Origin of the sequence: Epilithonimonas pallida (genome assembly GCF_900182975.1) — a bacterium.
GTDB lineage: Bacteria > Bacteroidota > Bacteroidia > Flavobacteriales > Weeksellaceae > Epilithonimonas > Epilithonimonas pallida.
Map to the genome: position 1 here is coordinate 228481 of NZ_FXUO01000002.1, position 16227 is coordinate 244707.

At 35.2% G+C, this 16227-nt stretch carries 12 protein-coding genes; 8 read left to right on the forward strand and 4 right to left on the reverse strand.

What is annotated here, in order from left to right; all coding sequences use genetic code 11:
* Positions 1-28: 28 nt before the first annotated feature.
* The gene (locus QOL71_RS04260) at positions 29-1492 is read right to left on the reverse strand and encodes a DUF5687 family protein (protein ID WP_283415727.1); all 1464 of its coding nucleotides are present in this window, start codon (positions 1490-1492) and stop codon (positions 29-31) included.
* A 214-nt stretch (positions 1493-1706) separates the two neighbouring features.
* Between QOL71_RS04260 and dnaB the strand changes: the two genes are divergently transcribed.
* From dnaB to QOL71_RS04290, 6 genes are all read left to right on the forward strand, one after another.
* On the forward strand, positions 1707-3281 hold the full coding sequence (gene dnaB / locus QOL71_RS04265; RefSeq protein ID WP_120211971.1) for a replicative DNA helicase: 1575 nt from the start codon (positions 1707-1709) through the stop codon (positions 3279-3281).
* Positions 3282-3372: 91 nt separating this feature from the next.
* A complete protein-coding gene (locus tag QOL71_RS04270; protein WP_283415728.1) occupies positions 3373-3954 on the forward strand; it encodes a Crp/Fnr family transcriptional regulator in 582 nt (193 codons plus the stop codon).
* A 117-nt stretch (positions 3955-4071) separates the two neighbouring features.
* On the forward strand, positions 4072-4677 hold the full coding sequence (locus QOL71_RS04275) for a Riean_0653 family protein (RefSeq protein ID WP_283415729.1): 606 nt from the start codon (positions 4072-4074) through the stop codon (positions 4675-4677).
* A 411-nt stretch (positions 4678-5088) separates the two neighbouring features.
* Complete coding sequence (locus QOL71_RS04280) at positions 5089-8352, forward strand: T9SS type A sorting domain-containing protein (RefSeq protein ID WP_283415730.1); 3264 nt, start codon at positions 5089-5091, stop codon at positions 8350-8352.
* 152 nt (positions 8353-8504) lie between these two features.
* Positions 8505-8987, forward strand: coding sequence for a ribonuclease HI (rnhA, locus tag QOL71_RS04285; RefSeq protein ID WP_283415731.1), 483 nt, complete (start codon positions 8505-8507; stop codon positions 8985-8987).
* Between the two features lie 105 nt (positions 8988-9092).
* Positions 9093-10358, forward strand: a complete 1266-nt coding sequence (locus tag QOL71_RS04290) for a hypothetical protein (RefSeq protein ID WP_283415732.1) — start codon at positions 9093-9095, stop codon at positions 10356-10358.
* A gap of 48 nt (positions 10359-10406) precedes the next feature.
* Here QOL71_RS04290 and QOL71_RS04295 read toward each other — a convergent pair whose 3' ends face one another.
* The 3 genes from QOL71_RS04295 to QOL71_RS04305 all read right to left on the reverse strand — a co-directional run bounded on the left by QOL71_RS04295 (position 10407) and on the right by QOL71_RS04305 (position 13699).
* Positions 10407-11939 carry a YifB family Mg chelatase-like AAA ATPase gene (locus QOL71_RS04295; protein WP_283415733.1) on the reverse strand — a complete coding sequence of 511 codons (1533 nt, stop codon included), beginning with the start codon at positions 11937-11939 and terminating at the stop codon, positions 10407-10409.
* Positions 11940-12027: 88 nt separating this feature from the next.
* Positions 12028-13107, reverse strand: a complete 1080-nt coding sequence (locus tag QOL71_RS04300) for a mannose-1-phosphate guanylyltransferase (protein ID WP_283415734.1) — start codon at positions 13105-13107, stop codon at positions 12028-12030.
* The gene (locus tag QOL71_RS04305) at positions 13094-13699 is read right to left on the reverse strand and encodes a SprT-like domain-containing protein (RefSeq protein WP_283415735.1); all 606 of its coding nucleotides are present in this window, start codon (positions 13697-13699) and stop codon (positions 13094-13096) included. The genes QOL71_RS04300 and QOL71_RS04305 overlap by 14 nt, the downstream gene beginning before the upstream one ends.
* A gap of 107 nt (positions 13700-13806) precedes the next feature.
* Between QOL71_RS04305 and QOL71_RS04310 the strand changes: the two genes are divergently transcribed.
* A complete protein-coding gene (locus QOL71_RS04310) occupies positions 13807-15513 on the forward strand; it encodes a tetratricopeptide repeat-containing sensor histidine kinase (RefSeq protein ID WP_283415736.1) in 1707 nt (568 codons plus the stop codon).
* 20 nt (positions 15514-15533) lie between these two features.
* Positions 15534-16199: a response regulator gene (locus QOL71_RS04315; RefSeq protein WP_283415737.1), complete on the forward strand. Its 666-nt coding sequence runs from the start codon at positions 15534-15536 to the stop codon at positions 16197-16199.
* The last annotated feature ends 28 nt before the right edge of the window (positions 16200-16227 follow it).

A 16227-nucleotide genomic window follows, 5' to 3' on the forward strand; every position in this document is an offset into this window, starting at 1 on the left:
AAAACTTAACGAAGACAAAATTTTAAGTCTAATTGCCTTTAAAGGCTTTGATGGTTGAGTATTTTTCTTTTTTATACAATTTGACAATGAAATCGAAGAATTTTTCTCTTAGGAAAAAACCAATCAATCCCAAAACACCCAGACTCGCCACAGCTACTGTTGTTCCGAAAAAATATTTTGAAACGCCGAAAACCGCCATCGGTAAGATCATCTGAGGTAAGAGAAGCAGGATATTTTTGAAACTGAAATTGTTTTTCTTGCCTAATGTTTTTCCTCTCGCATTCAGGTCAATCGGATTTTTGTTAAACGCACCCGACAGCAGAACAACCTGAGAATTAACACCAATATTATAAAGTCCGCCCGCCAAAAACGTGAAATACAAATCCCAACTTACGAACGCATAACCAACTGCCAAAACCATACTCACAGCCACAGCACTGACAATCATCCACCATTTCGCTTTCAGATATTCTTTGTAAGGAACGTTAAGCGTCATCATCAGTGGATAGTAAGAACTGTCGAAAGACGGCACTCTCTGGCCAAACAAAAACAGAAATCCACCAGTTACGAAAAGCCCCATAAATAGTTGCATATAAGCGGTTTTGTAAGCTGGGGAACTGAACAAAAGCAAACCGTAAAACAAGAACAGAAAACTTCCTAAAGCAATGGATTTTGCAGCCTTGCTTCGTTTTATCATTCGGATATCATTGTTGATGAAAGTGCCGAGAACGCCGTATTTATTAAGAAACCGGATGTTTTCTGTTTTCCCGACTTCCTGTTTCATTTCCAGGCCTTTGTCAAGATAGAAATTGTCATAAATGAATTTTCTGCAAATGGTGTAGAGAATTGCAAACAGTGCAATCGGCAATACAAGCGCGAACCAATGATTATAGAAAAGCATAAAAAACTTCTCAGAAGCCGATGATAAAGCAATAACATTATAATAGTCCAATCCGCCCGCAAGAACTAAAAGTCCACCGATAATCCAAATAGCTAAATCTTTACCGTTGAGAAGGATATTAATCAGATTAATGCTGAAACTCAAAATAATCAGTGCAAAAACCCAAGAAAAACTGCCCAAAACGGAATAATCATTATAAAGCAAAATTCCTAACAATGGCAAATAAATAAAAAGTCCGCTCCAACTGAAAAATGACAGAAACGTCTTGCTGATCATATAATTGACCAGCGTTGTTTTCTTGATATTCATCGTCAGAAACGGTTTGATATTCTGTGTTGGCATTTGCTGGAAAAAGTATCTCAGGAACAAATCTGCTATCAGCCAATAAATGAGAAACTTGCTAATGAAGGGCAATGGATCGATATGTAATTCTTTTTTCGGATAATAAAATGCACCGAAAGCAGCAAAAACAAATATGGCAAGAATGTATAAGACTCCCAGAAGCTGGAAAATCTTAACGACAATATTGGCTGCCAGAGAACTTGAGCGGAAAAAACTTTTGAATTCTAATCTGATGAATCGTTGCAGCATAAAGTTTATTTTTTGTTAAATGTAATGAATTCTGTATATTATTAGATTTTCTATATATTAAGTTCGCATTTTGTACATTTTGTTACAGATTTCTTTGACTTTTAAAAATTACTAACATACGATTTCTTGCAGCAAAAGGTGTTTGCAGGAATTGTGAATAATTTTGTTAGGATTTTCATTGACCTCAACCTATCAAAAAAACTATCTTTGTACAATGGCAGAAAAGGAAACATTATCGAGTTTGATTCACGGTAATTTTGCAAAGGAATTATCTATTTCGGATGGCAAGATGCCGCCCAACGCATTGGATTTTGAGAAAATCGTCATCGGTACTTTTTTGATTGACAGAAAGGGTCTTGACCATTCTATCGATTTGTTAACCCCCGATGTTTTTTACGATCCGAGGCATCAAACGATTTTTTCATCAATCTTGAAATTGTACGAGAGTAATTCGCCAATTGATCTAATGACGGTGATTCAGGATTTGAAAAAAAATGAAAAACTGAACCTTGCCGGTGGCGATCATTACATCATCGATCTGACAATGGGTGTAAGTTCTTCTGCCCACATCGAATATCACGTGCGTGTAATCCTTGAGAAATTTATCCTTCGCTCATTAATCAATGTTTCCGCTAACGTTATAGACAGTTCTTACAAAGAAACCACCGACGTTTTCGAATTGCTGGATAAAGCCGAGCAATCTTTCTTCGAAATCACGAACGGAACCATTAAAAAAGGATTCGACACAGCCAATTCATTAGTAAAAGAAGCGATTGACAAAATCAAATCGCTAAAAGATAAGGAAGGGCTGTCAGGAATCCCGTCCGGATTTACTGCTTTGGATAAAGAAACCGGAGGCTGGCAAAACTCTGACCTCATCATTATTGCTGCAAGACCGGCGATGGGAAAAACCGCTTTCATCCTTTCAATGGCAAGAAACATTTGTGTGGACCACAATATTCCGATGGCATTATTCTCCCTGGAAATGGCTTCAGTTCAGTTAATTACCAGGATGATTTCTTCCGAAACCGGTATTTCTTCCGAGAAACTGAGAAAAGGACAAATGTCTGATGATGAATGGCAAAGGTTATTTACGAACGTTTCGGCTTTGGAAAATGCACCGCTTTATATTGATGAAACGCCTTCGCTTTCTATCTTCGATTTCCGTGCAAAATGTCGAAGATTGGTAATGCAACACGGCGTGAAAATCATTATGGTCGATTATCTCCAGCTTATGACAGCCAGTTCCGGGAAAGGTGGTGGCAACCGTGAGCAAGAAATTGCAATGATTTCGCGTTCATTAAAAGCAATTGCAAAAGAACTGAATGTTCCCGTGATTGCACTTTCTCAGCTTTCCAGAACCGTGGAAACGAGACCCGGAAAAAGACCAATGCTTTCTGACCTGAGAGAATCCGGAGCTATTGAGCAGGATGCAGACATCGTATCCTTCATCTTCCGTCCCGAATATTACAAAATTGCGGTTTGGGATAATGATGAAGAAGGCGCAGAAACCAGCACGGAAAATCAGGCAGAAATCATTATCGCCAAGCACAGAAATGGTGCAACTGCGGATGTTCGATTAGCATTCCATAAGAACATTGGTAAGTTTGCTGATCTCGGAACCAATTACGAATATACACCTTCCAACTTTGGACAAAAAGATGAACCTTCTGGTTTCGACAGAATTACTATTACAAGTGATCCTCATTCAGCATTTGGAATTCCGAATAATAATCAGTTATCCGGCTCTGCAATGAATGATGATGACGATGATGATATGCCTTTCTAAAATTATTGCACCACTTTCTTAAATCTAAACAAGTGATATAATTAGTTGTTTTTTATTAAGCCAATTGTGTATTTTTATAGAAAATCCACAGATGATCATTCATAATATTTTCAAAAGAATAAGTATTGGTAAACAACTAATGGAGTCAGACAAAAAATTGATTTCAGAGAATTTTAACTTATTTAAAGTACGAAAAGACCAAATTATCATTTCGGACACTGAAGATTGTGACAAGCTATTTTTTATTATCAAGGGTTCTCTCAGAATTTTTTATTTTACCCCATTAAATGTTGAAGTAACAAGAACCTTTATTTTAGAAAATGAATTTTGTACCAATCTTATTTCGTTTTCCGGACAGGCAGTGAATAAAGAAAACATACAAGCCTTGGAAGACACTTTCGTATTTTATATCAGGCGGAAAAATTTTTATGAGATGCTTGCACAGTCACACGTTCTGACCGAGCTTTATGCTAAAATACTCGAACAGTTTATCGCCCGGCATCTATCGCATTTCCAGTTTATGAATATGCTGACACCAAAAGAAAGGGTAGAAAAATTCCTTACCGATTCTATTGAAATCAATAGAAGAGTCAAGGATAAAATTATTGCGACTTATCTTGGCGTTACTCCAGAATATTTCTCCAAAACAAAAAATGCTTTCTATAAAAAATAAACCGTTTTCTGACCGAAACGGTTTTTATGTTTAACATAAAGTAGAAAATTTCTTAATTACGATTATTTTTTTGCTTGCGCTGTTAAAGTACCTTTAGAAAAAAAATAATCCCATATTATGAAAAATTTAATCTTTCTTCTATTATGTATCGTAATTTGTTGCAGTAGAGATAATGATACTGAAACAGATAATACTTCACAACTTCCCGCCGAAACACAAACAGGTGCCAATACTTTTGGCTGTCTGGTTAACGGAAAATTATTCTACCCCAGAGACGGAAGCTTCAGTACTGCCGGAAGCGCCAATGCTGTTACTTGGTGGGGCGACACGAGTGAAGGTTCTAATTTATATCGAGAATTAGATGTCAATAATTTTAAAGATGGGAAGCCAATCAATAATTTTTGGATGCACCTACAGGATATTCCTACCAAAGGTACAGGAGAGTATATCTGGATGGATTCTAATTTTAAACATGGTATAGATGGTCTAATGCAAAATTATGTGTATGTAAAAGCATTTGATTACAATACCAGTACATGGAAATGGTACACCTCGTATGAAAATTCCGGCAAAACTATCATTACCAAATATGGAGGACAGCCCATAGTATCTGGTACATTCTCAGGAAAGTTAAGGTCAGCTGATGGTAAAGAAACCATCGAGATCATAGACGGACGTTTCGATATTAATACCGCAACTATTGGCAACCAAAATTTTCCATAACCTTCAATTTACTTTTATGAAATATTTATTCCTAAGCTTTTGTTGCGCGTTAAGCTGCTACAATTATTGGGAAGAATATAAAATGTTGACATAAATACAAAAAAAGCATACGAACTGGAACTTTAGATTACGAGTCAGAAATTTAAAAATAGCTGATGGAAATACAAATATAAAGACATGAAAGGTAAGATCATAGGTTAGCTGTAGCAAACATCTGAATAAGAAAATAAACTATATAAAAACTGTCGGATTAACTTTAGGAATCATCAGTGCAATTATACTCTTAGGCTATCTGCTAATAATAGCTTCGACATCTCAAACTCCAATGTAAATAAAAGAGAGACAAACTGCAATTTGTCTCTCTGGTAAAAATCAATAATTAAATATTAATCTTTTAAACACTTCAAAATTATGAAAAAAATCATGATTCTCTGTATGTCTTTATGGTTAGGAAAGACATACGCACAAAAACTGGATCAACAGCTGTCAAATGTTGATCAATCTTCAGTAAGCAGTGGAATAATCTATGAACGATCAGGAATGTACACGCCTATTTTTGATTATAATATGACAACAGGACTTAACTCTGCGGATTCGAAAATCTTTGAACAGACATTAAATGACCTTTATTTTGCAAGTAACCAAACAAAGTTTGTTTCTAATACCGCTATTCATCAAATCATAGATGCAAATAGATACAAATCAAATATCATAGAAGTCGGGATCATAAACACGACATTCCATGTATTGAACTATAATCCGGATAATCCATCTGCCGGCGGACTAACTTATGATACCAACACTAAAAAATTTGCACAGATACCTGGACGGCCCCCATTCTTGCCAATAGATCTTACTATGGCATCCCCATTAAAAAAGGAAACTACCGGCAGCAGCATAACTTTTATGTTTAAGAACAATCTTATTTTCAGTCATAGTTCAAAGCCCATAAAATCTTTATACGTAGATTTTGGAGATGGAGTTTCAAGAATGATTACAGGGGATGGACTCTTCAAACCAACAAGTATTACTGTTAATTATAATTCCACAGGAATCAAAAACCTGAAATTTGATTTTACATTTATGGATGATACTGTTCTCACTACCTATGGTAGTTTCTTTCTGAAATATGTTGATGGTGCGACCAAAGCCGTAAAAGGAACAACATCTCTCTGCAACGGAGATACTTTGGCGGACGATTTTTCTATTGTTTCAGACACCGAATTTAAAGGCTATAATGAGCCTTTTGCTTTTAAAGGGAAAATTGATTACCGTATTTTTTATCATACTAATAATAACAATACTCAGAAAAAGCTATTGAAGCCTGTTATCATAGTTGATGGTTTCGATCCCGGAGACAAAAGAAAGATACTGGCCTGCGATTATGTTAATTATAACCCCGACAGAGATCATTCTATCCAAGATATGATGACCTATGAGAAGAAACTAAATGGTGAAATAATAAAACAGGATTTAATCAATGAACTTCGAAGAAAAGGCTACGACGTCACTATCGTAAATCAGCCCACCTATTGTGTTAGTACAGTAGCACCCTACAATGTAGTTTCCTGTGGTTCTGCAAGCTCCCGCGAGGTAAATGGTGGTGCAGATTTCATTGAAAGAAATGCTCTTGCTCTGGCAACGCTTATAAAAAATTTAAACTCACAACTAAAGCTCAATGGAAGCAGTGAAAAGCTTGCAATTGTGGGACCAAGCATGGGAGGGCAGATTTCCCGTTATGCCTTAGCAAATCTTGAAAAACAGGGAATTGATCACAACACCCGCCTTTGGATTAGTGTAGACAGTCCTCACCTAGGTGCAAACATACCATTAGGTGACCAAGCTTTGATTCATCTATTAAAAGTAGAAGGAAACAGTTTGGATGCAGGAGAGATGTATGACAATTTATTAGGAGCTCCTGCTGCGAGACAACAGTTAATAGAATTTCACAGAGATCCTATAACTATTGGTGATAATTATGATTACAATGCAAATACAAATAACCTGAACGGTAGAATAACTGCACAGGGATTTTCTACAAATTCAGGCAACCCTTTTTACCAGCAATACTATAATAATATGTTTACGAATGGTCTGCCAAATTCAAATGGCTATCCTGTAAACCTAAGAAAAATTGCTTTGACTAATGGTTCTTTAACCGGAAAAACCCAAGGAAATAACAATCAATTGGCTCTGAATATTAGAGCATTTACAAAAGTTACAATTCCATTGATTTTTGGAATGACATGGACTTTTACTATTCATATGGCGAGTCTTGAAAGCTATTTCATGCCATCGTATAACACAGATTTTCAAAAAATAGCTCACTTTAAAAAAGCATTCGATTATCACTATGCTTATGCGCCTAACATTAATTCCAGAGGTAATATGGACACTGTACCAGGAGGTTGGTACCCTGCTCAAAATGACATAGCTAATGCAATTTTAGGAAAGCCTGTTGTAGATGGTGTACGTGGAAGTTTCTGGCAATATACCACTGATAATATTGGATATTGGTTTGCTAATCACTACGGAAGTTCTTATTGGGAACTAAGAGATTTCCAATTCAATCACTCTTTCATTCCTACTTTTTCCTCATTAGGTATTAAAAACCCTGACAGAAACTGGGCAGAAAGTCTGCAAAGAAATCTTGTTTGTAGTGGTGAGACGCCATTTGACAGCTACTATGGCTCTTCAGAAAATACTCAGCATACTTCATTTACGGAAGATAGTGTTAATTGGCTTATGAAAGAACTGGATGGTCAGCCACAAGCTCCTTGGTTTCCAATTGCCCCTGATGCCTTACAGGGTACTGATAAAATCTGTGTTAATCAGACTGCATCTTATAGTTTTGCAGATCCCTGCAAGTTGCCAAGTAAAGTCATTTGGAACGTTTCTCCAAATTTACAGATTGTAAGCAGTACTGATTACACTGTAAATGTCAAATCATTATATCAAGGACAGGGTATTATTACAGCAACATTTCAGAACGGACAGACTGTTACAAAAAATCTACATATGGGCGGTCCAGTGTCCTATATGGGAACTTGTAATCCTTATGATACAACATGCACAGTTAGAAATTATGTTATGACCGCAGGAAAGAAAAACTGTATTACCTTTGATGCAATCGGGATGGATAAAAGTTGGTCGGATTCCAACAACACAGATTTTGAGTGGGAGAAAGTAGATGGGAACTTTACGTTTGTTTCTGATGGTTATCCAAGCTGTATGGAATACACCAACGTTTATAATAATGGAACAAAGGTAATTGGTAAAACAGCCGTTGTCTACCTTAATAGCTTCGGAGGGAGACCTGTAATTATTAAAGTACGAACAAAAAACAGCTGTGAATGGGGGCCTTGGCAAAATTTATTTTTCTATGAGCCTAATACAATAAAAGGAGATTTGGAAAAAGCAGATTTATTTACTATTTCACCAAATCCATCAAATGATTTTATAAAAATTTCCCCATTAAGTACCTCAAATAAACTTTCTTCCTCTGAAGTAAATGCAGAATTATACAATGCTATTGGTATAAAACAAAGAAGCATAAAATTCAAAGACATTACTGGAAGCATTTCGGTTAAGGGACTTTTTCCAGGAGTCTATACCTTGAAATTAATTTATGACAGTAAAATAGAAAGTCATCAAATCATTGTCAAACAGGATTAATAAAAAAAGCAGGGATCAAATACTTGGTTCCTGCTTTTTAGTAGAATATATTACCAATAAGGCTCAACTTTATTACAAGCTTATAAGAGATAACTTAAATTGCTTCATATCGTATTTACTGTTTAAATTGCGTAATAATAAATTCAACAACTTTGTCTCTAAAAATCGAAATCTTTACTGACGGTGCTTGTAGCGGAAATCCAGGACCAGGCGGTTATGGGATCCTGATGCGTGTGCCCGGAAAAAAATACCAGAAGACCTTCTCCAAAGGCTTCCGAAAAACCACCAATAACCGTATGGAACTGATGGCTGTTATTGTCGCTCTCAAACAATTGAAAACGAATGACAATGATGTTCACATTTTCACTGACAGCAAATATGTTGCAGATGCGATTAATCAGAAATGGATTTTAGGGTGGATCAAACGCAGCTGGAAAAATGTTAAAAACCCTGATCTCTGGAAAGAATTTTATCAATTATATCAACTTCATCAACCTAAATTCCATTGGATCAAAGGTCACGCCGGTCATCCTGAAAACGAGCTTTGTGACCAGCTGGCCGTTGCTGCTGCTAAATCTGCGAATCTGGCTGCTGACACATTTTTTGAAAATCGGAATGAAGGCGGCATATTTTAAAAATATACAGGTAAAAAATATACAGGTAAATAGAATATTTTGTATATTTATTTTATGTATTAGATAATAATACTCAAAACTAACAGCCATGCAAAAATTTCTAATATGATTTTCACAAACGATTTTTTTTCCCCTTCAAGCTCCGATCCTCATTCTTTAAGCATTCAATTAATTGATAGTTATACATACGAAATACACTATTATGAACAAATAACGAATCTTCCTCCTTCTTTTTTATCTCCCGACAATGTAATATTCAGAAGTAAAATTTATCACGGAGTTGAATTTTATTATGTTAATAAAACCATTTATGAATCTTCTTTAGGAATTAATGCTAAAATGTTTGGTATCATAGCAGATAATGCTACTAATGACGGAGATAACTTACAAAATGCAATTAATACATCTTTAAAACTCGGAAGAAGATTATTATTGCCCGCTGGCAAAATTTGGTTAGGAGAAAAATCATTAACAATTAATCTTGATTATACTCCAAATTATTCTAGTTATTCCATACATGGTTCAGGAGATGGTATAACAAGATTAATATGCCAAAATGATGATCCAAATCAAAGTTCGGGTGTTTTTAATATTTTTTCTAATAATCCGAATATTAATTTTGAAATCAGAGGTCTCTCAATAAAAAGAAATGGAACAGATAAACCTCCATTTATACCTCCTTTGAGATTTGGTTTAGGAATTGTGGTTACAAATGCAAGAATAGAGATGCACGATATTTCAATTGTAGATTTTAATTATGGCCTTATTCTAAGAGATGTTGTTTGTGGACACTTTAATAAATTAAACATAGTAGGGAGCAATATTGCTTTGTTGGCTCATCGAGAAGATCCAGGTGATGGTGGTACAAATCCAAACGCTTATAATTTTGTCAATTGTAGATTTGCTGAAAATCAACAATTCTGTTGTCAGATGCGTAAAATTCACAATGTTAAATTTGATTCTTGTGTATTTGAAAGAAATAGTATTGTTATTGATATAACCTTTAATGGTGATGATGGAAGAAATTCTTTAAACGTCATAAACTGCTATTTTGAAGGAAACACAAGAGACGCTTACTTAAATTTACAAAGCTCTGGAGCTCATAATTTTATAGGAAATATTTTTAATAGATTACTTCCTACAAATAATTACTCGATTGTTTTTGAAAATGTGACTTCCGGAAATATTCAGATAATAAATTTGCTCGGAAATGGCTTTAAAAATGGTGTAAAATATAATCCACCACAAAACATTCAGCCAATTTATTTTATAGGATCGCCGTCGGATTATAATATTATAGACACTAATATATATGAAGATTCTGGCGACTATCCTGATTACACAAATATTAATGTGATAAAATTATTATAACACATTAATAAACAATAAATCCAAAAATCATTTCAGCAAAGATAATTTTTAAGCATTCCAAAAATCCCGATCCAAACTCCTGTACTGTATCGCTTCAGAAATATGATCACCTTGAATATTCTCAGAATTTTCAAGATCTGCAATTGTTCTTGCCACTTTTAGAATCCTGTCGTAGGCTCTTGCGGAGAGATTAAGTTTCAGCATTGCCGCTTTGATCAATAATTGCGAATATTCGTCCAGCTCACAATATTTTTCAATTTCCTTTGGTCCCATTTGAGCATTGTAACTGATGTCAAGACTGTCGTATCTTTTGGTTTGTATATTCCTCGCATTCACTACTCTTTCACGGATCTTGATGCTGCTTTCTCCTTTTCGTTTTTCGGCCAACTGTTCATATTCTACTTTTGAAACTTCGATATGAATATCAATTCTATCCAAAAGCGGCCCTGACAACTTGTTCATATATCTCTGCATCTCAAAGGCAGAAGATGTATTATTGGGATCATCCGGAAAATAGCCACTAGGACTTGGATTCATACTTGCAACCAGCATAAAACTTGCAGGATATTCGATGGTAAACTTTGCTCTGGAAATTGTTACAACACGATCTTCCAGTGGTTGTCTCATCACTTCTAATACTGTTCTTTTGAATTCTGGCATTTCATCTAAAAACAAAACGCCATTATGAGCTAAAGAAATTTCACCAGGTTGAGGATAGCTACCGCCGCCTACCAAAGCTACATCCGAAATTGTGTGGTGTGGTGATCTAAAAGGCCTGATGGTCATCAAGGATGTTTCTGCTCCCATTTTCCCGGCAACCGAATGTATTTTTGTTGTTTCCAAAGCCTCTTTAAGGCTTAAAGGCGGAAGAATACTCGGGAGACGTTTGGCAATCATTGTTTTTCCACTGCCGGGAGAACCTATCAGAATAATATTGTGTCCACCCGCAGCTGCCACTTCCATTGCCCGCTTGGCCGCTTCCTGACCTTTCACTTCATCAAAATCGAAAGGAAAATGATCAATTTTATCCTGAAATTCTTTTCTGGTGTCGATTTCAAACTTTTCTAACGGCAAATCTTCGTTAAAAAAATCAATAACCTGTTTGATATTCTCAACACCATAAACTTCAAGATTGTTAACAATAGCCGCTTCTCTTGCATTTTGTTTTGGCAGAATTATCCCTTTAAAACCAACTTCTCGCGCCTTGATCGCAATAGGTAAAACGCCTTTTATTGGCTGTAGTCCACCATCGAGAGACAATTCTCCCATGATAATATAATCTCCTAAGCTTTCCGCTTTGATCAAATCTGACGCTGCCAAAATCCCCAAAGCAATACTCATATCATAAGCAGAACCTTCTTTCCTCAGATCCGCCGGAGCCATATTGATTGTAATTTTCTTACCCGGAATTTTGAATCCGGAATTCTTAAGTGCTGCAGATATCCTATAGCTGCTTTCCTTAATAGCATTATCCGGCAGGCCAACCAGATGATACCCAACGCCTTGATCTACATTAACTTCAATGGTAATAATTTGTGCTGAAACGCCATGAATGGCAGCTCCTGAGACTTTAACAAGCATTTGTATTTGTGTTTTTATTGATCCTTAAAAATAAAAAACTCTCCGGAAAAACCAAAGAGTTAATTTTATTTTTAAAGTTTATTATCAGTTACATAAATCTTTCTCCCTTTTTGAGGTTTTTAAGATCCAGAACATAATCTTTTATTAACTGATCATTATCTCTAGGACAAATCAAAAGAGCCTTTTCCGTATCAACAATAATGTAATTCTTCAGGCCATCTATAACCGCAGCCTTATTCTGGTTTTTGATTCTAATGACATTCCCTTTTGAGTTGTATGTCAACACATTTTTAGAGCTTATGGCATTATTATCATCATTTTTATCTGCATTGGTATAAACAGATGTCCAAGTCCCGAGATCACTCCAGCCAAGATTGGCAGGAATGACATAAACATTATTAGCTTTCTCCAAAATACCATTATCAATGGAGATTTTACTTATAGTTGGATAGATCAGATCTATACATTCTTTCTCCGCTTCGCAATTATATTCACAAGTATTAAACTGATTGGTCATCTCTGGCAAATACTTTTTAAAAGCAGCCAAAATACTTTTTGCACTCCAGATAAAGATTCCTGCGTTCCAAAGAAAGTCCCCGGATTCTATAAAGCTTTTGGCAATCTCCAGATCCGGCTTTTCCGTAAATGTTTTTACTTTGGAAAAGTTTTCATTTTTCTCCTGAATGAATTGTATATACCCATAACCCGTGTCTGGTCTTGTAGGGGTAATTCCCAATGTAATCAGATAATTATTTTTAGTCGCTAAATCAAAGGCTAGTTCTACTTTATCTAGAAATGTCTTTTCTTTCAGAATCAAATGATCGGCAGGCATTACAATAATATTGGCATCAGGATTGACATCTTCTATTTTCTTTGCCATATAAAGATTACAAGCCGAAGTGTTCTTCATAGCCGGCTCTCCAACAATATTATTAACAGGGACATCAGGCAATTGTTGTTGTGTTAATTCTACATATTCCTGATTCGTAATAACATAAATATTTTTCTTAGGAATAATTTGACTGATTCTGTCAAATGTCTGCTGAATCATTGTTCTTCCCGTTCCTAGTATATCGTGAAATTGTTTTGGAAATTTTTGGGTACTCATCGGCCAAAAACGGCTTCCGATTCCTCCAGCCATTATAACGCAATAATTATTGTTCTTCATCTCGTATTAGTTTTTCAACTTTCGCCAATGGGCGGAAAAGGTACTTTTTTGAGTTGTTCAAATTGATGCAAAGATATAACTTTTTCTTTTTTTCAAGGATTTCGTACTGATCTCCTTTATAATGAAAATTATCTTTAACTGACAAATCTTCAACAAAAACAAACTGATCTTCCGGATTTTCAATGTGAAAGTATCTGACCAGTTCCGGGCTTGCCATAAAGTTCGCTTTCGGATTGCTTGAAAATCTCCTGATAATAGGTTTCAAATCGTCTGTGTAGATGTCAATACTTTCCAGTAACATTTCCCTAAACGTGTCTTTCCATTCCTTACCGTGAGCACTGATTCTGTTATTAAATTTCTCAAACGCAATAAGATGAGCCAGCTCATGGGTCAATACAAAAAAGAACAGCTGCTTATCTAATGTTGAATTGACTGTGATCTGATGGGATTTGTCCGGAAGTTTTCGGTAATCTCCAAGTTTGCTATTTCTGTTTTTCGTAATCTTTATGTGTATAAAGTAATCCGCAAACCATTTTTTGAGAAAAGGAAGTGTATTTTCCGGGAGATATTGTTCAAGAACGCTGATCGACATTGTTACAAATCAAATGAATAGCAAAAATAGGCAATATGATTGATTATTGATCATAATCTATTTCAATAATCTTCGAATTTTAGTAAATTTCGGGTAAAATGTAAAATTTGCAAAAATCGATTTTTGGTTTTCTGTTGTTGCTTTTGATCGCTTGCTCCGAGAAAGAAAATCAACAAAAGACAACTTCCAAAGTACTTCCTAACCCTTTCTATGAGAAGGCTTTTGTCCTGATGGATAATGACAGGATGGACAGCGCTTTCTTTTATCTGAATAAGGGAAAAGATCTTTTTCTGAAAAGAAACGATAGTTTCGGTATCGGGAAGAGCTATGTTAATATGGCTTTCATCCAGGAAAACGTTGGCGATAATTTTGGATGCATAGAAACGAGTCTTATTGCAGCTCAATTCTTTAAAGAAAAAGACACCGCTCATCATGGTTTTATTTTTTCAAATTACAACAACTTGGGAATCTCTTCCAGCAATTTGAAAAACTATAATGATGCTGAACAATTCTACAAAAAAGCAAAACCTTTTGCAAAAGATCCGATTGATAAAATGATGCTGCAAAATAACATTGCCATCCTTTTTCATAATCAGAAAAAATATGAGCATGCTGTTGCTATATATGATAAATTGATTGACAGCGTTGGTCCAAAAAGCGAATATTACCCAAAACTTCTTCTTAACTACTCCAGATCGAAATGGTTTGGGAATCATAATTATAACCCCGTCAAGAATTATATTATCGCAGAAAAATTAAGTCAAAACATTGATGATGACTGGACAAAAGATGCAGCTTATGCTTATTTATCCGCTTATTATCTTAATAAAAAACCGGACTCTTCAAAATTCTATGCAAAGAAAATGTTGATTCTGGCAAAGAAACTAAAATATCCTGTTGATGAACTGGAAGCTTTGCAAAACCTAATTAAATTGTCTGATGGAACAGAGGCTCAGCAATATTTTGATGCCTACTCCAAAACCCAGGATAGTTTGATAAACAGTCAAAATAAAGCAAAAAATCAATTTGCTCTGATCCGCTATGAAAGTGAAAAGGCTAAAATAGAAAATCTGATCCTGCAAAAAGAACATACTAAACATGAATATAAAGTCAGGGTTCAGAATTTGGTGATCTGGCTGTTGGTTTTTGTTTTTATTGTTATTGTCATCATTACTTATATCTGGATCAAGAAGAGACGGGAAAGATTGATACTGGAAGCCAATAACAAACTCCAGGAACAGCGGCTTGATTTTTCAAAAAGAGTACACGATGTTGTTGCCAACGGAATCTATGAGGTGATGGCAATCATAGAAAATCAAAAAGATTTGCCTAAAGAAAAAGTCCTGGATAAGCTGGAGCTGATGTATGAAAAGTCGAGAGATTTGTCCTATGACAATCAATCCAGGCAAGAATTTAACGAGAAGATATTAGCCTTGGTCAGTTCTTTTGACAATGATGACACCAGAATCATTATCGTTGGCAATGATTATGATTTTTGGAAAAATCTGGTTCCAACTTTCCGAGAAGAATTGTTCCAGATTATCAGGGAACTGCTGGTGAATATGAAGAAGCACAGCTGTGCGACTCAGGTTGTCCTGAAATTCAGTAAAGAAAATGATACATACCAGGTTTTTTATTCTGATAATGGTATCGGATTATCTGAAGATGTTGTAGAAAAAAATGGTTTTAGAAATATGAAGACCCGATTGGGAGAAATTGGTGCAAAAATGAAAATTGAAGACAGCAATACTGGGTTGAAAGTATCTATTGAATGGAAAAATATTCCACTTCAGGAGCCAAATAAAAATAATTAATCGTAAAAAACATTTCAAATATGTTCAGTAAAATATTGATCGCAGAAGATCACGAAAGCAGTAATTTCTCTGTTCAAAAGGTTTTGGAAGAATTAAAAATCCCAAATGTTGATTACGTCTATTATTGTGATGATGCTTTGGCTTATATAAAAAAAGCTCTTGAAAATGAATTACCTTACGATTTGTTAATCACCGACTTATCTTTCGAAGAAGATCATAGAACACAGTTGATAAAAAACGGACGCGAACTTATAAAATGTTGCCGTGATATTTGTCCGGAACTTAACATCATTGTTTTCTCGGGCGAACACAGAGTTGGCGTAATCGATTTGTTGTTTAAAGAATTTAATATTAATTCTTATGTAAAAAAAGCACGTTCTGATTCTAGTGAGTTGAAAAAAGCAATCGAAACCGTTTACAATGGAAATTCTTATATATCACACAATATGAAGTTTCCAATAAAAAGCGCTAACACTCTAGAATTTAGCAACTTTGACATAACCCTGCTTAAATTATTATCGGATGGTATTTTACAAAAAAACATACCTAAAAAGTTACAGGAACAGAATATTTATCCCAACAGCTTAAGCAGCGTAGAAAAAAGAATCAATATGATGAAATTATCTTTAGCGGCAGCAAATACTGAAGAACTCATTGCTTTCGGTAAAAATATTGGAATAATTTAGAATAATATTTTTTGAATTTTACGGTTTT